Origin of the sequence: Enterobacter sp. K16B (genome assembly GCF_020216105.1) — a bacterium.
GTDB classification, from domain to species: domain Bacteria; phylum Pseudomonadota; class Gammaproteobacteria; order Enterobacterales; family Enterobacteriaceae; genus Enterobacter; species Enterobacter sichuanensis.
This window is the reverse complement of sequence record NZ_JAIWJZ010000050.1, coordinates 1-22,262: the sequence shown is the minus strand read 5'-3', so window position 1 is coordinate 22,262 and position 22,262 is coordinate 1. Positions and strand designations below refer to the sequence as shown.

The 22,262-nt window shown below is 55.1% G+C and carries 21 protein-coding genes and 1 pseudogene; 11 read left to right on the top strand and 11 right to left on the bottom strand.

All coding sequences use genetic code 11. The features are described 5' to 3' along the window. Positions 1-4: 4 nt before the first annotated feature. From argO to tkt, 6 genes are all read right to left on the bottom strand, one after another. Complete coding sequence (gene argO, locus LDK53_RS11375) at positions 5-640, bottom strand: arginine exporter ArgO (RefSeq protein WP_225287237.1); 636 nt, start codon at positions 638-640, stop codon at positions 5-7. 145 nt (positions 641-785) lie between these two features. Next, complete coding sequence (gene mscS, locus LDK53_RS11370; protein ID WP_045286591.1) at positions 786-1,640, bottom strand: small-conductance mechanosensitive channel MscS; 855 nt, start codon at positions 1,638-1,640, stop codon at positions 786-788. Between the two features lie 186 nt (positions 1,641-1,826). Continuing rightward, a complete protein-coding gene (fbaA, locus tag LDK53_RS11365; RefSeq protein WP_008499731.1) occupies positions 1,827-2,906 on the bottom strand; it encodes a class II fructose-bisphosphate aldolase in 1,080 nt (359 codons plus the stop codon). Positions 2,907-2,998: 92 nt separating this feature from the next. Next, on the bottom strand, positions 2,999-4,162 hold the full coding sequence (gene pgk / locus LDK53_RS11360) for a phosphoglycerate kinase (RefSeq protein WP_023309116.1): 1,164 nt from the start codon (positions 4,160-4,162) through the stop codon (positions 2,999-3,001). A 49-nt stretch (positions 4,163-4,211) separates the two neighbouring features. Then, positions 4,212-5,231 carry an erythrose-4-phosphate dehydrogenase gene (gene epd / locus LDK53_RS11355; protein ID WP_225287236.1) on the bottom strand — a complete coding sequence of 340 codons (1,020 nt, stop codon included), beginning with the start codon at positions 5,229-5,231 and terminating at the stop codon, positions 4,212-4,214. 325 nt (positions 5,232-5,556) lie between these two features. Next, on the bottom strand, positions 5,557-7,548 hold the full coding sequence (gene tkt / locus LDK53_RS11350) for a transketolase (RefSeq protein ID WP_025757729.1): 1,992 nt from the start codon (positions 7,546-7,548) through the stop codon (positions 5,557-5,559). A gap of 272 nt (positions 7,549-7,820) precedes the next feature. Between tkt and LDK53_RS11345 the strand changes: the two genes are divergently transcribed. Beyond that, entirely contained in the window at positions 7,821-8,579 is a 759-nt protein-coding gene (locus LDK53_RS11345; protein ID WP_025757728.1) for a M48 family metallopeptidase, read from the top strand. 210 nt (positions 8,580-8,789) lie between these two features. Continuing rightward, positions 8,790-10,058: an OprD family outer membrane porin gene (locus LDK53_RS11340; protein WP_225287235.1), complete on the top strand. Its 1,269-nt coding sequence runs from the start codon at positions 8,790-8,792 to the stop codon at positions 10,056-10,058. Between the two features lie 50 nt (positions 10,059-10,108). Here LDK53_RS11340 and speB read toward each other — a convergent pair whose 3' ends face one another. The 4 genes from speB to LDK53_RS11315 all read right to left on the bottom strand — a co-directional run bounded on the left by speB (position 10,109) and on the right by LDK53_RS11315 (position 13,887). Further along, on the bottom strand, positions 10,109-11,029 hold the full coding sequence (gene speB / locus LDK53_RS11335) for an agmatinase (protein WP_225287234.1): 921 nt from the start codon (positions 11,027-11,029) through the stop codon (positions 10,109-10,111). Positions 11,030-11,245: 216 nt separating this feature from the next. Then, positions 11,246-13,222 (bottom strand): biosynthetic arginine decarboxylase, encoded by a 1,977-nt coding sequence (gene speA, locus LDK53_RS11330; RefSeq protein WP_025757724.1) that lies wholly within the window; start codon positions 13,220-13,222, stop codon positions 11,246-11,248. Between the two features lie 8 nt (positions 13,223-13,230). After that, the gene (gene yqgB, locus LDK53_RS11325; protein WP_127312443.1) at positions 13,231-13,362 is read right to left on the bottom strand and encodes an acid stress response protein YqgB; all 132 of its coding nucleotides are present in this window, start codon (positions 13,360-13,362) and stop codon (positions 13,231-13,233) included. A 306-nt stretch (positions 13,363-13,668) separates the two neighbouring features. Further along, positions 13,669-13,887 (bottom strand): hypothetical protein, encoded by a 219-nt coding sequence (locus LDK53_RS11315; RefSeq protein WP_142977848.1) that lies wholly within the window; start codon positions 13,885-13,887, stop codon positions 13,669-13,671. A 138-nt stretch (positions 13,888-14,025) separates the two neighbouring features. Here LDK53_RS11315 and metK point away from each other — a divergent pair, with 138 nt between their 5' ends. The 8 genes from metK to ruvX all read left to right on the top strand — a co-directional run bounded on the left by metK (position 14,026) and on the right by ruvX (position 21,170). Then, positions 14,026-15,180 carry a methionine adenosyltransferase gene (metK, locus tag LDK53_RS11310; RefSeq protein ID WP_014885184.1) on the top strand — a complete coding sequence of 385 codons (1,155 nt, stop codon included), beginning with the start codon at positions 14,026-14,028 and terminating at the stop codon, positions 15,178-15,180. A gap of 425 nt (positions 15,181-15,605) precedes the next feature. Next, the gene (galP, locus tag LDK53_RS11305; protein WP_047959430.1) at positions 15,606-17,003 is read left to right on the top strand and encodes a galactose/proton symporter; all 1,398 of its coding nucleotides are present in this window, start codon (positions 15,606-15,608) and stop codon (positions 17,001-17,003) included. A 58-nt stretch (positions 17,004-17,061) separates the two neighbouring features. Then, positions 17,062-17,559 (top strand): SprT family zinc-dependent metalloprotease, encoded by a 498-nt coding sequence (locus LDK53_RS11300; RefSeq protein ID WP_225287233.1) that lies wholly within the window; start codon positions 17,062-17,064, stop codon positions 17,557-17,559. A 94-nt stretch (positions 17,560-17,653) separates the two neighbouring features. Beyond that, positions 17,654-18,361, top strand: a complete 708-nt coding sequence (endA, locus tag LDK53_RS11295) for a deoxyribonuclease I (protein WP_059384945.1) — start codon at positions 17,654-17,656, stop codon at positions 18,359-18,361. A gap of 52 nt (positions 18,362-18,413) precedes the next feature. Next, positions 18,414-19,145: a 16S rRNA (uracil(1498)-N(3))-methyltransferase gene (rsmE, locus tag LDK53_RS11290; protein WP_025757719.1), complete on the top strand. Its 732-nt coding sequence runs from the start codon at positions 18,414-18,416 to the stop codon at positions 19,143-19,145. 18 nt (positions 19,146-19,163) lie between these two features. Then, complete coding sequence (gene gshB / locus LDK53_RS11285) at positions 19,164-20,111, top strand: glutathione synthase (RefSeq protein ID WP_025757718.1); 948 nt, start codon at positions 19,164-19,166, stop codon at positions 20,109-20,111. An 82-nt stretch (positions 20,112-20,193) separates the two neighbouring features. Continuing rightward, positions 20,194-20,754, top strand: coding sequence for a YqgE/AlgH family protein (locus LDK53_RS11280; protein ID WP_025757717.1), 561 nt, complete (start codon positions 20,194-20,196; stop codon positions 20,752-20,754). Then, entirely contained in the window at positions 20,754-21,170 is a 417-nt protein-coding gene (gene ruvX / locus LDK53_RS11275) for a Holliday junction resolvase RuvX (protein WP_021242076.1), read from the top strand. Before LDK53_RS11280 ends, ruvX begins: the two co-directional genes overlap by 1 nt. Positions 21,171-21,179: 9 nt before the next feature. Here the strand turns inward: ruvX and LDK53_RS11270 are convergent, their stop codons facing one another. Further along, entirely contained in the window at positions 21,180-22,160 is a 981-nt protein-coding gene (locus LDK53_RS11270; RefSeq protein WP_088244359.1) for a type IV pilus twitching motility protein PilT, read from the bottom strand. 17 nt (positions 22,161-22,177) lie between these two features. On the opposite strand from LDK53_RS11270, the pseudogene LDK53_RS11265 reads away from it, so the two are divergent. Beyond that, positions 22,178-22,262, top strand: a pseudogene (locus tag LDK53_RS11265) (YggS family pyridoxal phosphate enzyme); the annotation flags it as partial.

The following is a 22,262-nucleotide window of genomic DNA, read 5'->3' as shown; positions in this document are numbered from 1 at the left end:
AGGCTTAGTTGAACAATTGCCGGACATGGTGAATCCCCTCTTTTGCCAGCTGAAAGGCGATAAACCACATCACCACGCCCACCAGCGTGTTGATGATCCGCTGCGCTTTGGCCGTACGCAGACGAGGGGCCAGCCAGGCCGCCAGAATCGCGAGCCCGAAGAACCAGAGGAAAGAGGCGCTTACCGTACCGAGCGCAAACCAGCGTTTAGGTTCAACGTCCAGCTGTCCGCCCAGGCTGCCCAGCACCACGAAGGTATCAAGATAAACATGCGGGTTAAGCCAGGTCACCGCCAGCATGGTGACGATAATCTTCCATCGCCCCTGCTTCATCACTTCAGCGCTTGCCAGTTCGAGGTTGCTGCTCATGGCCGTTTTCAGCGCGCCAAAACCATACCAGAGCAGAAACGCCACGCCGCCCCAGGTAACCAGCGCCAGCAGCCAGGGAGACTGCATCAGCAGTGCGCTACCGCCAAATATGCCGGCACAGATCAGCAGTAAATCGCTTACCGCGCACAGCAGGGCAATCATCAGATGGTACTGGCGGCGGATGCCCTGGTTCATCACAAACGCATTTTGTGGACCGAGGGGAAGGATCATGGCCGCACCCAATGCAAGCCCTTGAAAGTAATACGATAACATGACGAGATTCTCACTGTATTGTCCTGGAAGCAGACTATACTGCGCGAATCACATTAGAGGAAATTGATAATATTAATTGGGTATTAGCGGGGCTTATAAAAATAAAGCCCGGTGGCGCGAGCGCGTACCGGGCCTGAGGATGAAGTTATTCTGCTTCTTTGACTTTTTTGACGTTGACGTCCATCTGCGGGTACGGGAAGCTGATGCCGTTGGCGTCGAAGTCGCGCTTAATGCGCTCCAGCACGTCCCAGTAAACGTTTTGCAGATCGCTGCTCTTGCTCCAGATACGGACCACAAAGTTAATAGATGATGCCCCCAGTTCGTTCAGACGAACGGTCTGCTCTTTGTCTTTGAGAATGCGATCGTCTGAGGCAATGATGTTGCTAATCAGCGTCTTCACCTGATCGATATCGGAGTCATACGCCACGCTGATAATCAGCTCGTTACGACGCACCGGTTCACGGGAGAAGTTAATGATATTGCCTGCAATGATTTTCCCGTTCGGCACGACCACGATGCGGCCATCAACGGTACGCAGTGTCGTTGAGAAAATCTGCACCTGCAGCACGGTTCCGGCAATACCGCCAAGGTCAACGTATTCACCTGAGCGGAACGGGCGGAAGGTTACCAGCAAGACACCTGCCGCCAGGTTCGCCAGCGAGCCCTGCAGTGCCAGACCAATAGCCAGGCCGGCGGCACCGAGCACTGCGATGACGGATGCCGTCTGTACGCCCACGCGCCCCAGGGCTGCAATCAGCGTAAAGGCGATAATGCCGTAGCGCACCAGTGCGGAGAGGAAATCAGCGACCGTAGCGTCAATATGACGAGCCAGCATCACTCGGTTAACCGCATTCGAGACAATACGCGCCACGATCATCCCGACGATAATGATGGCGATCGCCGCGACAATGTTCACGGCATAGCTCAGCAGCAGTGCCTGGTTGCGCACCAGCCAGTTACCGGCGGTATTGATGCTGTCTACAACATCGAGTTGTTCCATTTATTCTTCCTTTTGTTAAACCCAAACATAAAATCCATCCCCCGTGGAGACAGGCAGGTCAGTAAAGGGTAAACAAAAAGCACCGGATTTGCCAAACAGATCACAAAAACCAGCCCGACAGGCTATTGAAAAAGCATAAAAAAAGGCCCGCATTTGCGGGCCTTCTGATGCTGTTAGCAGCTCTGATTACAGAACGTCGATCGCGTTCAGTTCTTTGAAAGCCTGCTCCAGACGGGTCACCATGGACGTCTGCGCTGCGCGCAGCCATACGCGTGGATCGTAGTATTTCTTGTTCGGCTGGTCTTCGCCTTTCGGGTTGCCCAGCTGGCCCTGCAGGTAAGCTTCGTTCGCTTTGTAGTACTGCAGAATACCGTCCCAGGTTGCCCACTGGGTGTCGGTATCGATGTTCATTTTCACTACGCCGTAGCTTACGGAGTCTTTGATTTCCTGAGCAGAAGAACCGGAACCGCCGTGGAAGACGAAGTTCAGGCTGTTGTGCGGCAGGTTGTGTTTCTTGGACACGTATTCCTGAGAGTCACGCAGGATGGTCGGAGTCAGAACCACATTACCTGGTTTGTAAACGCCGTGTACGTTACCGAAGGACGCTGCGATGGTGAAGCGTGGGCTGATTTTGCTCAGCTCGGTGTAAGCGTAATCAACGTCTTCTGGCTGAGTGTACAGGGCAGAAGCGTCCATGTGGCTGTTGTCCACGCCGTCTTCTTCACCACCGGTGCAACCCAGTTCGATTTCCAGAGTCATGTCCATTTTGGCCATGCGCGCCAGGTATTTAGAGCAGATTTCGATGTTTTCGTGCAGTGACTCTTCAGACAGGTCGATCATGTGAGAAGAGAACAGTGGCTTACCGGTTGCCGCGAAGTGTTTTTCACCCGCGTCCAGCAGACCGTCGATCCACGGCAGCAGTTTCTTCGCGCAGTGGTCAGTGTGCAGGATAACAGGAACACCGTAGTGTTCAGCCATCTGGTGTACGTGGTGCGCACCAGAGATCGCGCCCAGGATAGCAGCACCCTGAGGAATGTCAGTTTTCACGCCTTTACCCGCGATAAACGCAGCACCGCCGTTAGAGAACTGAACGATAACCGGCGCTTTAACTTTTGCAGCGGTTTCCAGTACGGCGTTGATGGAGTCGGTACCCACGCAGTTAACTGCTGGCAGAGCGAAGTTGTTTTCTTTAGCTACCTGGAACACTTTCTGTACGTCATCACCAGTGATCACGCCAGGTTTTACGAAATCAAAAATTTTAGACATGTTGCTTAGTCCTGTATCTTCGGCCGTTAGAAAAGGTGCGAGCTCTTAAAAGCGCGCTGAAAATTGGGCAGGTTTCCCTGCCCCTGAATGGCTTACTTCTTAGCGCGCTCTTCGAGCATTGCTACTGCTGGCAGTACTTTACCTTCCACGAATTCGAGGAATGCACCGCCACCAGTGGAGATGTAGGAGATCTTGTCAGCGATACCGAACAGGTCGATTGCTGCCAGGGTGTCACCGCCGCCTGCGATAGAGAACGCTTCGCTGTCTGCGATAGCGTTAGCAACGATTTCAGTACCTTTACGGAAGTTCGGGAATTCGAACACGCCAACAGGACCGTTCCACAGGATAGTTTTTGCGTTCTTCAGGATTTCAGCCAGTTTCTGTGCGGAAACGTCGCCCAGGTCCAGAATCTGCTCTTCATCTTTGATGTCGTTTACAGATTTCAGGGTCGCAGTCGCGGTTTCAGAGAACTCGGTTGCGACGCGAACATCCGTTGGAACCGGGATATCGCAGGTACCCAGCAGGCGTTTAGCTTCGTCAACCAGGTCTGCTTCATACAGGGATTTACCGACGTTGTGGCCCTGAGCGGCAACGAAGGTGTTCGCGATACCACCGCCAACGATCAGCTGGTCAGCGATTTTAGACAGGGAATCCAGAACGGTCAGTTTGGTAGACACTTTAGAACCACCCACGATAGCCACCATTGGGCGAGCGGGTTCTTTCAGTGCTTTACCCAGTGCTTCCAGTTCGTCAGCCAGCAGAGGACCGGCACACGCAACGTCTGCAAATTTACCGATACCGTGGGTAGACGCCTGCGCACGGTGAGCCGTACCGAAAGCATCCATCACGAATACGTCGCACAGTGCAGCGTATTTTTTGGACAGGGTTTCGTCGTCTTTCTTCTCGCCTTTGTTGAAGCGAACGTTTTCCAGAACCACCAGTTCACCGGCAGCAACTTCAACGCCGTCCAGGTAATCTTTTACCAGGCGAACCGGGTTGGACAGTTTGTCTTTCAGGTAATTAACAACTGGCAGCAGAGAGAACTCTTCGTTGTACTCGCCTTCGGTTGGACGACCCAGGTGGGAGGTAACCATCACTTTCGCGCCCTGCTTCAGAGCCAGTTCGATGGTTGGCAGTGATGCACGGATACGCGCGTCACTGGTCACTTTGCCATCTTTAACCGGTACGTTCAGATCAGCACGGATGAAAACGCGTTTACCAGCCAGATCCAGATCGGTCATCTTAATTACAGACATGGTGAATCCTCTCGTTGATTCTTAAAGTTTTGCAGACGCACGATGCGTCTTACCTGAAACCTTGAGCGGCCATTGCTAACGTGGTGTCGAGCATTCGGTTAGCAAAGCCCCATTCGTTATCACACCAGACCAGCGTCTTGATAAGGTGTGCGCCACTGACGCGCGTTTGAGTACCATCGACGATGGCGCTGTGCGGGTCGTGGTTAAAATCCACTGAGACCAACGGTAATTCCGTATAGTCAACTATACCATGAAATGCCCCCTGTGCCGCCTTTTGCAGCAACTGGTTGACTTCACAGGCTTTTACCGGTTTTTTCACCGTCACGCTCAGGTCGATGGCGGTGACGTTGATCGTCGGAACACGCACGGCAATCGCTTCAAAGCGGTCATTAAACTGCGGAAAAATTCGGGTGATCCCTGCCGCCAGTTTGGTATCCACCGGAATGATTGACTGGCTCGCTGCACGCGTGCGCCGTAAATCCGGGTGGTAAGCGTCAATCACCTGTTGATCGTGCATGGCGGAGTGAATCGTGGTCACGGTACCGGATTCAATGCCATACGCATCGTCTAACAGTTTGATGACCGGAATAATGCAGTTAGTGGTACAGGAGGCGTTGGAGACAATGCGGTGTTCAGCTTGCAGCTCATACTGGTTGACGCCAAACACGACGGTCGCGTCGAGGTCGTTACTGCCGGGATGGGAGAACAGGACTTTTTTCGCACCTGCCGCGAGATGCGCTTCGCCATGTTCGCGGTTGCCATACACACCGGTACAGTCAAGCACCACATCCACACCCAGTTCGCGCCAGGGTAGCCCGGAAATGCTGCTCTCATGCAGCACACGAATAGCGTCGTCACCCACATAGAGCTGATCTCTGTCCTGGCGCACATCCCAGGCAAAGCGTCCGTGGCTGGTGTCATATTTCAATAAATGCGCCATGCCCGTAGCATCCGCCAGTTCATTGATTGCCACCACGGTTATTTCCGCCCGACGTCCGGATTCATACAGAGCACGAACCACATTACGCCCGATGCGACCGAAGCCATTAATCGCTACGCGTACGGTCATAGATCTCCTGCAAAGCACTCCCTGGGTTTGAGGTGGCTGAAAGAGTAATCCAGCTACGCCCGAAGGGGAATCCTTGCTGTCACAAACTGCGATTGATTGGTCAATTGTCGAACATTTAATCGACTGAAACGCTTCAGCAAGAATAAGCGAAACGAGGAATAAAAGGAATGTCTGTCCAGATGAATAAGCGAGCTATATGACTTGCGTCACATTTTCGGTGGAATAATGACGCAAAAAAAGCCGGGTGGCGCGTTAGCGCTTACCCGGCCTACTTTCGAGCCAATTGTAGACCCGGTAAGCGTAGCGCCACCGGGCAAAACGGCGATTACAGCAGTTCTTTCGCTTTCGCGACAACGTTCTCAACGGTGAAGCCGAACTCTTCGAACAGCTGTTCTGCCGGAGCAGATTCACCGAAAGTGGTCATACCGACGATGGCGCCGTTCAGGCCCACATATTTGAACCAATAGTCAGCGATACCCGCTTCCACTGCCACACGCGCGGTTACCGCTTTAGGCAGAACGGATTCACGGTAAGCGGCATCCTGCTTGTCGAACGCATCGGTAGACGGCATGGACACCACGCGCGCTTTCACGCCTTCGGCAGTCAGTTTGTCCCAGGCGGCGACAGCCAGTTCCACTTCAGAACCGGTTGCGATGAAGATCAGCTCAGGCTGGCCTGCGCAATCTTTCAGCACATAACCACCGCGCGCGATGTTCGCCAGCTGCTCTGGCGTACGATCCTGCTGAGCCAGGTTCTGACGGGAGAGGATCAGCGCGGTTGGGCCGTCCTGACGCTCAACACCGTATTTCCACGCCACAGCGGACTCAACCTGGTCACATGGACGCCATGTGCTCATGTTCGGGGTCACACGCAGGGAAGCCACCTGCTCTACCGGCTGGTGAGTTGGACCATCTTCGCCCAGACCGATGGAGTCGTGGGTATAGACCATCACCTGACGCTGTTTCATCAGCGCAGCCATACGCACGGCGTTACGTGCATATTCCACGAACATCAGGAAGGTAGAGGTGTACGGCAGGAAACCACCGTGCAGCGCGATACCGTTCGCGATCGCCGTCATACCGAATTCACGTACACCGTAATGGATGTAGTTACCGGCAGTATCTTCGTTGATTGGCTTAGAGCCAGACCACAGGGTCAGGTTAGACGGAGCCAGGTCAGCGGAGCCGCCAAGGAATTCCGGAAGCAGAGGACCGAACGCTTCGATCGCGTTCTGAGACGCTTTACGGCTGGCGATTTTTGATGGGTTCGCCTGCAGTTTAGCAATGAACTCGTTCGCTTTCGCGTCGAAGTCAGACGGCATGTCACCTTTCATACGACGGGTGAATTCAGCCGCTTCCTGCGGGAAGGCTTTCGCGTACGCAGCAAACTTCTCGTTCCATGCCGCTTCTTTGGCCTGACCGGCTTCTTTTGCATCCCACTGCGCATAAATGTCAGAAGGGATTTCGAATGCAGGGTGTTTCCAGCCCAGCGCTTCACGGGTCAGCGCGATTTCCGCGTCGCCCAGTGGCGCACCGTGGGAGTCGTGAGTACCCGCTTTGTTCGGTGAACCAAAGCCGATGATGGTTTTGCACATCAGCAGGGATGGTTTGTCAGTGACAGCGCGCGCTTCTTCTACCGCACGTTTAATCGAGTCAGCATCGTGGCCATCAACGCCACGCACCACGTGCCAGCCGTAGGCTTCGAAACGTTTAGCGGTGTCATCAGTGAACCAGCCTTCAACGTGACCGTCGATGGAGATGCCGTTGTCGTCATAGAACGCAACCAGTTTGCCCAGCTTCAGGGTACCTGCCAGAGAGCACACTTCGTGAGAAATGCCTTCCATCATGCAGCCGTCACCCATGAACGCATAGGTGAAGTGGTCAACGATGTCATGACCAGGACGGTTGAACTGCGCCGCCAGGGTTTTCTCAGCAATCGCCATACCCACTGCGTTAGCAATACCCTGCCCCAGTGGGCCGGTGGTGGTTTCTACGCCAGCGGTGTAACCCACTTCCGGGTGACCTGGTGTTTTGGAGTGCAGCTGACGGAAGTTTTTCAGCTCTTCGATAGGCAGATCGTAGCCTGTGAGATGCAGCAGGCTATAAATCAGCATAGAGCCGTGGCCGTTAGACAGTACGAAACGGTCGCGGTCAGCCCATGACGGGTTCTGCGGGTTGTGGTTCAGGAAATCACGCCACAGGACTTCGGCGATATCAGCCATACCCATAGGGGCCCCTGGGTGGCCGGATTTGGCTTTCTGTACTGCGTCCATGCTCAGCGCACGAATAGCATTAGCAAGCTCTTTACGTGAGGACATTTTAACTCCAGATCGGACTGTTAAAGGCCATGCCCTTGACGACAGCGCGTTTTGGGCTACGCCGGAAAAAAGTGCCAACAATGTAACCCAAGCGGCATGCCATGTACATGGACCATTCTTTTGCAGCTTAAGAAATCTCTGGATCATGCTCGCATGTTGCGCAATCTGCTCGCCCGGCCTCGTCGATATTCCTTATACTTAGCCCGAGTCCGGCTTCGCTGCCGGTGCACTTTTCAGATTTTATTCAGATTAACGAGTACGGAAGCAACCTCATGAAAATGCGTGCAATAGTGCTGGCCCTGGGTACAACGCTCCTGCTGAGCGGCTGTCAGAATATGGATTCTAACGGTCTGATGACGTCAGGCGCAGAAGCCTTTCAGGCCTATTCCCTGAGCGATGCGCAGGTTAAAGCGCTGAGCGACCAGGCCTGTAAAGATATGGACGGAAAAGCCACCCTCGCGCCGGCTAACAGTACCTACACGCAGCGTCTGAATAAGATTGCTTCCGCGCTGGGCGATAACATCAACGGCCAGCCGGTGAATTATAAGGTTTACATGGCGAAAGACGTGAACGCGTTCGCCATGGCGAACGGCTGTATCCGCGTCTATAGCGGGCTTATGGACATGATGAATGACAATGAAGTCGAAGCGGTTATCGGCCATGAGATGGGCCACGTTGCGCTCGGCCACGTTAAGAAAGGGATGCAGGTTGCCCTGGGCACCAATGCCATTCGCGCAGCGGCGGCCTCAGCGGGCGGTATCGTTGGCAGCCTGTCACAGTCACAACTGGGCGATGTCGGTGAAAAACTGGTTAACTCCCAGTTCTCACAGCGCCAGGAGTCCGAAGCGGATGACTACTCCTACGATCTGTTGCGCAAACGCGGGATTAATCCTTCCGGTTTAGCCACCAGCTTTGAAAAACTGGCCAAACTGGAAGCGGGACGCCAAAGCTCCATGTTTGACGATCATCCGGCCTCAGAAGAACGCGCACAGCATATTCGCGACCGTATGGCAGCAGACGGAATTAAATAATTTTGGAAGGAGGCAAATTTGCCTCCTTTTTATTTCGCATGAATTGTCAACTTAACCGCACGTATCGGTAACGCCCTCCAGAAGCCCCGCCAAATCAGCTTTACCCATTGAAATCTTTGGTCACATTATTATTGCAAACGTTAATCTTTCCGGTAATTATCACGTCCGCAGTCATTCAAATTAATATATCCATACAGAGACGTTCCCTCCGTGAAAAAAGAATTATCATTAGTTGCTTTAAGCTTATTTGCCGCATTACCCGCCGCTGCAAGCCAGCAATCCGACAGCCAGGGTTTTATTAACGACAGCCATTTGAACCTGTTTTCACGTAATGCGTATATCAGCCGTGATTACCATCAGGGCCAGCAGGATAAAGCCGAATGGGGCCAGGGCATCATCGCGACCTTTGAATCCGGCTATACCGAAGGCGTGGTGGGCTTTGGGGTCGATGGCATCGCGCAATACGGCGTGCGTCTGGACGGTGGTCGCGGCAAGAGCGGCGCGGGCGGCATCGACTTCTTTAAACAGGAAGACGACGGCCGGGCGAAATCCGATCTGGCAAAGTTTGGAGCAACCGCAAAAATGCGCTTTTCAAACACCGTACTGAGCTACGGTAATCAGCGCCCTGAGCTGCCCATCGTTAATGCCGACAGCTCCCGCCTGCTGTTTGAAAGCTACACCGGCGCTATGTTGACCTCAAAAGAGATCGACGGTCTGGAAATCAACGCCGGTTACTTCACCGACGAGCAGCGTAAAAGCGATGACCGCCACGACAGCGGGCTGAAGAGCCTCTCCTTCGGCGGTGCAAGCTACCAGTTCAACGACCAGTTCAGCGGCGCGCTGTACGCCTCGCATAATGAAGAGGTGATGAACAAGCAGTATCTGGGCCTGAACTTCAAACAGCCGTTCAGCACCGGGCAGCAGCTGGTGCTCGACTTCAACGGCTATAACTCCCGTCTGGATCAGCGTTACGCTGACAGCCTCAACACGGGCCGCAGCAACACCATCTGGAGCCTGGCGGCAAGCTATATCTGGGATATTCACACGTTTAAACTGGCGTACCAGCAGAGCAGCGGCAGCACTGGCTACAACTACGGTGGCTACCGCGACCAGGGCGGCGTGGGTGACGGTGGCAACACCATCTGGCTGGCGAACTCCTACTGGTCTGATTTCAACGGAGAAGACGAGCGTTCATGGCAGGCTTCTTACGGTCTGGATTTCGCGGGGCTCGGCCTGCCGGGTCTGAGCTGGACCACCGCCTACGTGCGTGGCGACAACATCAAAACGTCTGAAACCAGCAACGGCAAAGAGCACGAGTGGTTTAACCAGATCCAGTACCAGGTGCAGGATGGCCCGGCGAAGGATCTTAAACTCAAACTGCGTTACTCCGTCCTGCGCGTCTCCAGCAACGCCAGCGATTACAACGTCGGTGGGGACGAGATCCGCGCTTACGTGGAGTACCCGTTTAACGTGTTCTGATGAAAAAAACCTCTCCGTGGAGAGGTTTTTTTACGCCACGAGGGGCTGGCTTATTCGCCTTTTTTCTCTGCCTGGATGTAGAGCATTTCCAGCGCCAGAGTCGCTGCAGCCAGCGCAGTGATCTCGGACTGGTCATAGGCAGGGGCCACTTCCACCACGTCCATCCCGACAATGTTCAGATCCTTCAGGCCGCGCACCAGTTTAATCGCACGGTCTGAGGTCAGGCCGCCGATCACCGGCGTACCGGTACCCGGCGCAAATGCCGGATCCAGGCAGTCAATGTCGAAGGTCAGATAGACAGGCATATCACCCACGATCTGTTTCACCTGCGCGATGATGTCATCCACGCCGCGATCGTTAACCTGGCAAGCATCCAGCACGGTGAAGCCGTTGTCTTTGTCGAACTCGGTACGGATACCGATCTGCACGGAGTGGTTCGGGTCGATCAGACCTTCGTTTGGCGCGGTGAAGAACATGGTGCCGTGGTCAAACTCGCAGCCGTTCGCGTAGGTGTCGGTATGCGCATCGAAGTGCACCAGCGCCATTTTACCGAAGTGCTTCGCGTGAGCGCGCAGCAGCGGCAGGGTCACGAAGTGGTCGCCACCGAAGGAGAGCATGCGCTTACCGGCAGCCAGCAGCTTCTCGGCATGGGCCTGCAGCTTCTCGCTCATCTCACGCGCGTCACCGAAGGCGTACACCAGGTCACCGCAGTCCACCACGTTCAGGCGCTCACGCATGTCGAAGTTCCACGGGAAGCGGTTATGCTCCCAGGCCAGGTTAGTGGAAACCTGACGGATTGCTGCCGGGCCGTGACGACCACCCGCGCGACCAGAAGTGGCCATATCGAACGGCACACCGGTGATGACCCAGTCAGCGTCGCTGTCGTACGGCTGGAAGTTCATCGGAAGGCGTAAAAAACCAAACGCGTTAGATACCAGAGAGTTATCGTACTGATGACCTAAAGTGCTCATGTCCTGACCTCATTCAAAGTCTATGTAAAAAAAATCCCCTCCGCGTCGTTAAACCCGACGAGGAAGGGATTGATTCGTAAATCGCTAATTGGGGCGAATTATCGCCGGTAATGCATACGGGTTCAAGTGAGTATAGCATTCTGCCGGATGACGGCTTCGCCTTATCCGGCCTGCAGTCGTAGGCCCGGTAAGCGCAGCGCCACCGGGCATCAGCGACTACTCATCTTCCAGGTAGGTATACCCGTACAGACCCGCTTCAAACTCTTCCAGGAACTGCTGCTGCAGCGCATCGTCCAGACCGGTGTTTTTCACCTGATCGCGGAACTGGGTCAGCAGCGTTTTCGGATCCAACTGCACATATTCCAGCATGTCCGCCACGGTGTCCCCTTCGTCGGACAGCTCAACTTCCACGCTGCCGTCAGGGAAGACAAACACGTCAACCGCTTCGGTATCACCGAACAGGTTGTGCATGTTGCCGAGGATCTCCTGATACGCCCCGACCATAAAGAAGCCCAGCATTGGCGGGTTCTCAGGGTCATATTCCGGCATTGGCATCGTCGTGGCGATACCGTCGCCATCTACGTAGTGGTCGATAGCGCCGTCAGAGTCGCAGGTAATATCCAGCAGCACCGCACGACGTTCCGGAGCATGATTCAGCCCTTCCAGCGGCAGAACCGGGAACAGCTGATCGATACCCCAGGCATCCGGCATCGACTGGAACAGCGAGAAGTTGACGTAAATCTTGTCCGCCATACGTTCCTGCAGCTCGTCGATAATCGGACGGTGCGCACGGTTGCTCGGATCGAGCTGCTTCTGCACTTCGTGGCACATGTTCAGATAGAGCTGCTCTGCCCACGCACGCTCCTGCAGGCTAAAGGTGCCTGAAGAGTAGCCGACGTGGATATCGTGCAGATCCATCTGGCTGTCGTGCAGCCATTCGCGCAGGGAACGACGCGTGCCCGGCTCGTGCATCTCCTGCCAGGTTTCCCACATGCTTTGCAGGGAACGCGGAGCATCCTCTGCCGGCGGCGTCGCTTCGGTGGTTTCGCTGCGCTCAACGCCAATGATATTCGAGACCAGCACGGTATGGTGCGCCGTAACGGCACGTCCGGATTCGGTGATCACCGTCGGGTGCGGCAGGCCATGCTCTTCACAGGCATCGCCAATCGCCCAGATAATGTTGTTGGCGTATTCGTTCAGGCCGTAGTTCACGGAGCAGTCGGACTGCGAGCGGGTACCTTCATAGTCCACGCCCAGGCCGCCGCCCACGTCAAAGCACTGAATATTGACGCCAAGCTTATGCAGCTCAACGTAGAAACGCGCTGATTCACGCACGCCGGTGGCGATATCGCGAATGTTGGCCATCTGCGAGCCGAGGTGGAAGTGCAGCAGCTGAATGCTGTCCAGACGACCGCGCTCGCGGAGAATTTCTACCAGCTGCAGCACCTGGTTGGCCGCCAGGCCGAACTTGGATTTTTCGCCACCGGAGGACTGCCATTTACCGGACCCCTGGGAGGCCAGACGCGCACGCACGCCAAGACGTGGCACCACGTTCAGACGCTCGGCCTCTTCCAGCACGATCGCGATTTCGGTCATCTTCTCGATAACCAGATAGACCTTGTGGCCCATCTTCTCGCCAATCAGCGCCAGACGAATATATTCACGGTCCTTATAACCGTTACAGACGATCACCGAACGGGTCATGCCCGCATGCGCCAGCACGGCCATCAGCTCTGCCTTGGAGCCCGCTTCCAGACCCAGCGGTTCACCGGAGTGGATCAGGGATTCAATCACGCGGCGGTGCTGGTTCACCTTGATCGGGTAAACCAGGAAGTAGTCGCCTTTATAGCCGTAAGATTCACGCGCACGCTTGAACGCGGCGTTAATCGAACGCAGGCGGTGTTGCAGGATCTGCGGGAAGCAGAACAGTGCAGGCAAACGCTGGCCCTGTGCTTCGCGGGCTTTTACCAGTTTGGCAAGATCCACGCGCGCTTCAGGGACGTCGGGATCCGGGCAGACGCTAATGTGGCCCAGTTCGTTGACGTCGTAGTAGTTATTGCCCCACCAGGCAATATTGTAAGTGCGCAGCATCTTGCTGGCTTCCTGGGAGCTCATCGCAACCTCCTGCATAGAACGTAGTACACCCTGTTCGCCCGCTGACGAAGGCGAAAAAGAAGACATGTCGTCAGACATAGCGAACCTCAACTCTTTGTATTAAGTGTAAAACAGTTGACTACTATCGCAGCGTTATACGGCGATAACAACCCATAAACGGCTCCGTTTCCCAGCAGAGTATGCTGAAATCCAGACCGTGCGACCGGTTTCTTATTCATATCATTGTAAAACACGTATCCGAACTCTGTATGACAAGGTTCGGCGAAACCACGAGAAAACTCTTGTATTAACAAGAGCGCCCTTGTTCAGTTTTCACAAAGCGTGACCGGCCCTGGAATCCTGAGAAGCGCCGAGATGGGTATAACATCGGCAGGTTTGCAGACTAGAAATGCGGGTTGCGGGAATCAAATGCGCGCCAGAACGGCTGCGCTGAATTAGCGAAAAACGATGGTTCATTATCTCGTATCACCTCCACGGCCGCCTCTGCTGAAACGGACCACAAGCCAAAGCTAAAAGTTCACTGCTTAACCCGGCTGGAAGTGGCGACACGATGAATCCATCGAGCGCTTTTTTTGTATGAGCCGCGCGCCGCGTTTTATACCGAGAAGGGGGCTAAAAAGCAAAACAAAAATGCGCGTGTTGCCAGTACCGTCAGGAAAAATTTCCAGCGCTGTTTTCAACTCAGTGAGAGGTGAGTCAAAAAAAACTGGAAATCGGGCGAAGAAGTGACCTAAAATAGCCATCCAGATGTTAATCCATCTATACTGATTAACACTCATACTGCCAGTGTCAAAAACCTGCAGGCCTTGGTAGAATTATCTCCTTTGGCTATTCCACACAGCAGCTTGAGCTAACCAAATTCCTCTTAGGTGAAATAAAACATGGCAAAACACCTGTTTACGTCCGAGTCCGTATCAGAAGGACATCCTGATAAAATTGCTGACCAAATCTCCGATGCGGTGCTGGATGCGATCCTGGCCCAGGATCCAAAAGCGCGCGTAGCGTGTGAAACCTATGTCAAAACCGGCATGGTTCTGGTTGGCGGTGAGATCACCACCAGCGCATGGGTTGATATCGAAGAGATCACCCGTAACACGGTGCGTGAGATCGGCTATGTGCATTCTGATATGGGCTTTGATGCCAACTCCTGCGCAGTACTGAGCGCGATTGGCAAACAGTCTCCAGACATCAACCAGGGCGTTGACCGTGCCGATCCGCTGGAACAGGGTGCGGGCGACCAGGGCCTGATGTTCGGCTATGCAACCAACGAAACCGACGTGCTGATGCCAGCACCTGTCACCTACGCACACCGTCTGGTGCAGCGTCAGGCTGAAGTACGTAAAAACGGTACCCTGCCGTGGCTGCGTCCGGATGCGAAAAGCCAGGTGACCTTCCAGTACGACGACGGCAAAATCGTCGGTATTGACGCGGTGGTTCTCTCTACCCAGCATTCCGAAGAGATCGATCAGAAATCCCTGCAGGAAGCAGTGATGGAAGAGATCATCAAACCTGTTCTGCCAACTGAATGGCTGAGCAGCGCAACCAAATTCTTCATCAACCCAACCGGACGCTTTGTGATCGGCGGCCCAATGGGTGACTGCGGTCTGACCGGCCGTAAAATCATCGTTGATACCTACGGCGGCATGGCACGTCACGGTGGCGGTGCGTTCTCCGGTAAAGACCCGTCTAAAGTGGACCGTTCTGCGGCGTATGCGGCGCGTTATGTGGCGAAAAACATCGTTGCTGCCGGCCTGGCTGACCGCTGTGAGATTCAGGTTTCCTACGCTATCGGCGTGGCGGAACCCACCTCCATCATGGTTGAAACCTTTGGTACTGAGAAAGTGCCTTCAGAACAGCTGACCCTGTTGGTGCGCGAGTTCTTCGACCTGCGTCCATACGGCCTGATTCAGATGCTGGATCTGCTGCACCCTATCTACAAAGAAACCGCTGCATACGGTCACTTTGGTCGTGAACATTTCCCATGGGAAAAAACCGACAAAGCCGCCCTGCTGCGTGAAGCTGCCGGTCTGAAATAATCGACTGACATCTCTTTTAAAAGGCCAGCCTTCGGGCTGGCCTTTTTTTGTCGGGTGGCGGCTACGCCTTACCCGACCTACGGGTATGAAGCTTTTGTAGGCCAGGTAAGGCGCAGCCGCCACCCGGCTGAAAGGCTCACTATATGGAACCGATTACACCGCAGCGGATGTTTTCCGCTTTCAGAATATTCTCTTTGCATGATCGCCTTTCTTCTGCTGTTACATTCCCTTTCAGTTAAGTCTGAAATGTGCTCTTTCGCGATGCGCATCACCTCATTTACCTCTATATTTTCAAAGCCTTAATTTTATTTACGGTTGCACATTAGTGTAACCGATTACACCAATGTGATTAATCTCACATATTTTTACGGGTCGCTCACCTACCCTTAATATCAATAAAACTGATAACCCAACTGGAGGGCATAATGCCTGACAATAAAAAACAGGGGCGTACGTCCAACAAGGCGATGACTTTCTTCGTCTGTTTCCTCGCCGCCCTGGCAGGATTACTTTTTGGCCTGGATATCGGCGTAATTGCCGGTGCATTACCCTTTATCACTGAAGAGTTCCAGATCAGCGCTCACACCCAGGAGTGGGTGGTCAGCTCCATGATGTTTGGTGCTGCCGTCGGGGCCGTCGGTAGCGGCTGGCTCTCCTTCAAACTTGGACGTAAAAAGAGTCTGATGATCGGCGCGATCCTGTTCGTTGCCGGTTCACTCTTCTCTGCTGCTGCGCCTAACGTTGAAGTGCTGCTGGTTTCCCGCGTGCTGCTCGGTCTGGCCGTGGGCGTGGCGTCCTACACCGCACCGCTTTACCTGTCTGAAATCGCACCGGAAAAGATCCGCGGCAGTATGATCTCGATGTACCAGCTGATGATTACCATCGGTATTTTGGGCGCATACCTTTCCGATACTGCGTTTAGCTACAGCGGCGCATGGCGCTGGATGCTCGGCGTAATCATCATCCCTGCGGTTCTGCTGTTGATTGGCGTCTTCTTCCTGCCGGACAGCCCGCGCTGGTTTGCCGCTAAGCGCCGTTTCGTCGATGCCGAGCGCGTGCTGCTTCGCCTGCGTGATACCAGCGCAGAGGCGAAGAACGAACTGGAAGAGATCCGCGAAAGCCTGAAGGTCAAACAGTCCGGCTGGGCGCTGTTCAAAGAGAACAGTAACTTCCGCCGTGCGGTCTTTCTCGGCGTGCTGTTGCAGGTCATGCAGCAGTTCACCGGGATGAACGTCATCATGTACTACGCGCCAAAAATCTTTGAGCTGGCGGGTTACACCAACACCACCGAGCAGATGTGGGGAACCGTCATCGTGGGTCTGACCAACGTGCTGGCGACCTTTATCGCCATCGGCCTGGTGGACCGCTGGGGACGTAAGCCAACCCTGACGCTGGGCTTCCTGGTGATGGCGGCCGGTATGGGTGTCCTCGGGACCATGATGCATGTGGGCATTCACTCACCAACCGCTCAGTACTTTGCGGTAGGCATGCTGCTGATGTTTATCGTCGGGTTTGCGATGAGCGCCGGTCCGCTGATTTGGGTACTCTGCTCCGAAATTCAGCCGCTGAAAGGGCGTGATTTTGGTATCACCTGCTCTACCGCAACGAACTGGATTGCCAACATGATCGTCGGCGCAACGTTCCTGACCATGCTCAATACTCTGGGTAACGCCAACACCTTCTGGGTTTACGCCGGTCTGAACATCTTCTTTATCGTGCTGACCATCTGGCTGGTTCCAGAAACCAAACATGTGTCGCTGGAACATATTGAACGTAACCTGATGAAAGGTCGTCCTCTGCGCGAAATCGGCGCCCACGACTAATCCTCACGCGGGAGGTGCCCCTTGCACCTCCCCGCTTCGCGCTTTATGCTCTGCCCCTATGAAAGCTCCCCGTCTCCCCATTGCCATCCAGCAAGCCGTCATGCGCAGCCTGCGGGAAAAACTCGCCCAGGCAAACCTCAAGCTCGGGCGCAACTATCCTGAACCTAAGATCGTGTATCAGCAGCGTGGTACCGCGGCCGGTACCGCCTGGCTCGAGTCTTATGAGATCCGCCTTAACCCGGTTCTGATGATGGAAAATCAGCAGGCGTTTATCGATGAAGTGGTACCGCATGAGCTGGCGCACCTGCTGGTGTGGAAGCACTTTGGGCGCGTCGCCCCCCACGGGAAAGAGTGGAAGTGGATGATGGAGGCGGTGCTCGGCGTTCCGGCGCGCCGGACCCATCAGTTTGGGCTGGAATCAGTACGCCGCAATACCTTTCCCTACCGCTGCCAGTGTCAGCAGCACCAGCTTACCGTCCGTCGCCATAATCGCGTGGTGCGCGGCGAAGCGACCTACCGCTGCGTGAAATGCGGTGAACCGCTGGTTGCGGAATAATCACCTGAACTTTCAGGAACTTTCCTGATCTGACTGATTGCATACAGGAACAACATTCGTTACGTTGCGGGCTCGTTTTGACACGGAGTGTAAGATGTCCCGTAATGTTTCTCTCGCGGTCGCCTTTTTGACGACGGCGCTCTCAGGCCACGCGCTGGCTGACGGTATCACCAGTTTCTCTCAGGCCAAAGCGGCCGGTGTAAAGGTTAACGCTGACGTGCCGGGCGATTTCTACTGCGGCTGTAAAATTAACTGGCAGGGTAAAAAAGGGGTCGTTGACCTTGAGTCCTGCGGCTATAAGGTGCGTAAAAACGAAAACCGCGCCAGCCGTATTGAATGGGAACATGTCGTTCCGGCATGGCAGTTTGGCCACCAGCGCCAGTGCTGGCAGGATGGCGGACGTAAAAACTGCGCCAAAGATCCGGTTTATCGCCAGATGGAAAGCGATATGCATAACCTGCAGCCCGCTGTGGGTGAAGTGAATGGCGACCGCGGCAATTTCATGTACAGCCAGTGGAACGGTGGCGAAGGCCAGTACGGCCAGTGTGGAATGAAGGTTGATTTCAAAGAGAAAGTCGCCGAGCCTCCTGCCCGCGCGCGCGGCAGTATTGCCCGCACCTACTTCTATATGCGTGACCGTTACGACCTCAACCTTTCCCGCCAGCAGACGCAGCTGTTCAACGCCTGGGACAAGCAATACCCGGTGACGGAGTGGGAGTGCCAGCGCGACGAACGCATCGCCAGGGTTCAGGGGAATCATAACCCTTACGTCCAGCGGGCTTGCCAGGCGCAAAAGAGCTAACCTACACTAGCGGCAATTTGCTTACATCGTATGACACACGGAATTTCTGACTATGCGCATTCCCCGCATTTACCATCCTGAACTGATTACCGCAGGCCGAGAAATCGCCCTGTCTGATGACGCCGCCAACCACGTTGGTCGCGTGCTGCGCATGGGCGCAGGTCAGGCCATTCAGCTGTTCGATGGCTCAAACCAGGTTTTCGACGCGGAAATTACGCGGTCCGATAAAAAAAGCGTGCACGTTAACGTGCTGCATGGCGAGGTGGATGATCGCGAATCACCGCTGCACATTCATCTGGGCCAGGTGATGTCGCGCGGGGAAAAGATGGAGTTCACCATTCAGAAATCCATTGAACTCGGTGTAAGCCTCATTACGCCACTTTTTTCTGAGCGCTGTGGCGTTAAACTGGATGCGGAACGTCTGAACAAGAAGATCCAGCAGTGGCAGAAAATTGCCATTGCGGCTTGTGAACAGTGTGGCCGTAACCGTATTCCGGAGATCCGCCCGGCGATGGATCTGGAGGCGTGGTGTGCAGAAGAGGACAGTGGGCTGAAGCTCAATCTTCATCCGCGCGCCAGCGCCAGCATCAATACGCTGCCCTTGCCCGTCGAGCGCGTACGCCTGCTGATTGGTCCCGAAGGTGGGCTTTCGGCGGATGAAATCGCGATGACGGCACGTTACCAGTTTACTGATATTCTGTTGGGACCTCGCGTTCTGCGCACTGAGACAACGGCACTCACGGCCATTACCGCGCTACAGGTACGGTTTGGCGATCTGGGTTGACGCATATTGGAGAGAAAGATGATCAAGCTCGGCATCGTGATGGACCCCATCGCAAACATTAACATCAAGAAAGATTCCAGCTTCGCTATGCTGCTGGAAGCGCAGCGTCGCGGCTATGAACTCCATTATATGGAGATGAACGATCTTTACCTGATCAACGGTGAAGCCCGGGCGCGCACCCGCATCGTTAACGTCGAGCAGAACTACGACAAATGGTACGAATTCGGCACAGAGCAGGACATCGCGCTTGCCGATCTCAACGTCATTCTGATGCGTAAAGATCCGCCATTCGACACCGAATATATCTACTGCACCTATATCCTTGAACGTGCAGAGGAGAAAGGGACGCTGATCGTCAACAAACCGCAGAGCCTGCGCGACTGTAATGAAAAACTCTACACCGCCTGGTTCTCTGACCTGACGCCTGAAACGCTGGTGACCCGCAGCAAAACCCAGTTGAAGGAATTCTGGCAGAAGCACGGTGATATCATCATGAAGCCGCTGGACGGCATGGGCGGCGCGTCGATTTTCCGCGTGAAAGAAGGCGATCCGAACATTGGCGTGATTGCCGAAACCCTGACCGAGCTGGGTACCCGTTACTGCATGGCGCAGAACTATATTCCGGCGATCAAAGACGGCGACAAACGCGTGCTGGTGGTGGATGGCGAACCGGTGCCGTACTGCCTGGCACGTATCCCGCAGGGTGGCGAAACCCGCGGTAACCTGGCCGCGGGTGGCCGCGGCGAGCCGCGCCCGCTGACCGAAAGTGACTGGGAAATTGCCCGCCGCGTCGGTCCAACCCTTAAGGCGAAGGGGCTTATCTTCGTTGGCCTGGATATCATCGGCGATCGTCTGACTGAAGTGAACGTCACCAGCCCCACCTGCATTCGTGAAATTGAAGCGGAATTCCCGGTCTCGATCACCGGAATGCTGATGGACGCCATCGAAAAACGCCTGCAGAAATAACCCACCAATGAGTGACAGCGCCCGGGTTTCTCCGCATACTGGTCGCTGTCGCTTTTTAAACCAGGAAACAGTACCTCTGACAATGAATTTACAGCATCACTTTCTTATTGCCATGCCTGCTCTCCAGGACCCGATTTTTCGCCGCGCTGTGGTGTATATCTGTGAATACAATGAAGACGGCGCGATGGGCATTATCATCAACAAACCGCTGGAAAATCTTCAGGTTGAAGGGATTCTGGACAAGCTGAAAATCCCGGCTGAAGCGCGCTTGCCGGAAATCCGGCTGGATAAACCCGTGATGCTGGGTGGACCTCTTGCAGAAGATCGCGGTTTTATTCTTCATACGCCGCCGGTATTCGCTTCCAGTATTCGCATTTCGGATAACACCGTCATCACCACCTCGCGCGACGTGCTTGAAACGCTGGGCACCGCTGAGCAGCCTTCAGAAGTGCTGGTGGCGCTGGGCTATTCCTCGTGGGAAAAAGGCCAGCTTGAGCAAGAGATCCTCGATAACGCCTGGCTCACCGCCCCTGCGGACATGAATATTCTGTTTAAAACCCCTATCGCCGATCGCTGGCGTGACGCGGCGAAACTGATTGGCATTGATATTTTGACCATGCCTGGCGTAGCGGGGCACGCCTGATGAGCGGAACACTTCTGGCCTTTGATTTTGGCACCAAAAGCATTGGCGTCGCCGTGGGTCAGCGCATTACCGGCACCGCACGTCCGCTGACGGCCCTGAAGGCCAACGACGGCACGCCAGACTGGAATCTCATTGAACGTCTGCTTAAAGAGTGGCAACCGGATGACGTGATTGTTGGGCTGCCGCTCAACATGGATGGAACAGAACAGCCGCTTACCGCCAGGGCGCGTAAATTTGCCAATAAAATCCACGGTCGCTTTGGCGTTTCCGTGAAGCTTCACGACGAGCGTCTCAGCACTGTCGAAGCACGTGCGGGTCTGTTTGAACACGGCGGCTTCAGGGCGCTCAACAAAGGCAGCGTGGACTCCGCTTCTGCCGTCATCATCCTCGAAAGCTATTTCGAACAGGGCTTCTGAGCAAGGGGCCTACAGCCGCCCCTGCGCCCGTCTCTCCGCCAGGCTCTGGTCAAAGTTCTGCATGCCCGCCTGCTGACCGGTTTGAATGATGCCGGGCAGTTGCCACGTTTTTCCTTCGCGAATCAGATTCGCCGCCGCAGCGGTATTCACCAGCAGTTCATACAGCGCGACGCGTCCATCCTGGAGATCGGGAACCAGCCTCTGCGCCAGCACCGCCCGCAGGCTGCCGGCCAGCTGGTTGCGCACCGGATCTTTCTCCTGCGCCGGAAACGTATCGACCAGCCGTTCAATCGCCTGCGATGCCCCGCGCGTATGCAGCGTCGCCAGCACCAGATGCCCGGTTTCCGCCGCCGTCAGCGCCAGGCGGATCGTCTCGCTGTCGCGCAGTTCCCCCAGCAGGATCACGTCCGGATCCTCGCGTAACGCACCGCGCAGTGCTTCCGCAAATGACGGCGTGTGCTGGCCTATCTCCCGCTGCTGTATCAGGCAGCGTTCACTCTGGTAGATAAACTCCACCGGGTCTTCAAGCGTGAGGATATGGCCGTCGGTATGATGGTTGAGAAAATCGACCATCGCAGCGAGCGTAGTGGATTTGCCGCTACCGGTTGCCCCCGTCACCAGAATCAACCCGGCATCATTGGATAACAGTTCCGAAGTGGCCCGCGGCACGCCCAACGAAGCGAGTTGCGGACAGGTTCGCGGCAACAGCCGAAGCGTCACGGAGACACCTCTCATCTGCCTGAAGGCACTGCCGCGCAGACGCTGGCCCCCCGCTACCGTCACCGCAAAATCCACCTGCCCGTTTGCCCACCATATTCCTTGCTGCTCGTCGTTGAGCCACGCTTTTAGCAACGCTTCAACGTCCGGAGGCGGAAACGGTGCCAGCTCAAGACGGCCTGTTCTGCGCCAGCGGGGTGGCGAATCACTGCACAGGTGTAGATCGGAGACGTTATGCTTTACACTAAGGGCCACAATTTCTTCCACATCCATAGACTACTCCTCGGAAAATGAACGACATTGCGCATAACCTGGCACAGGTCCGGGACAAAATCTCAGCCGCCGCAACGCGTTGCGGCCGTGCTTCAGAAGAAA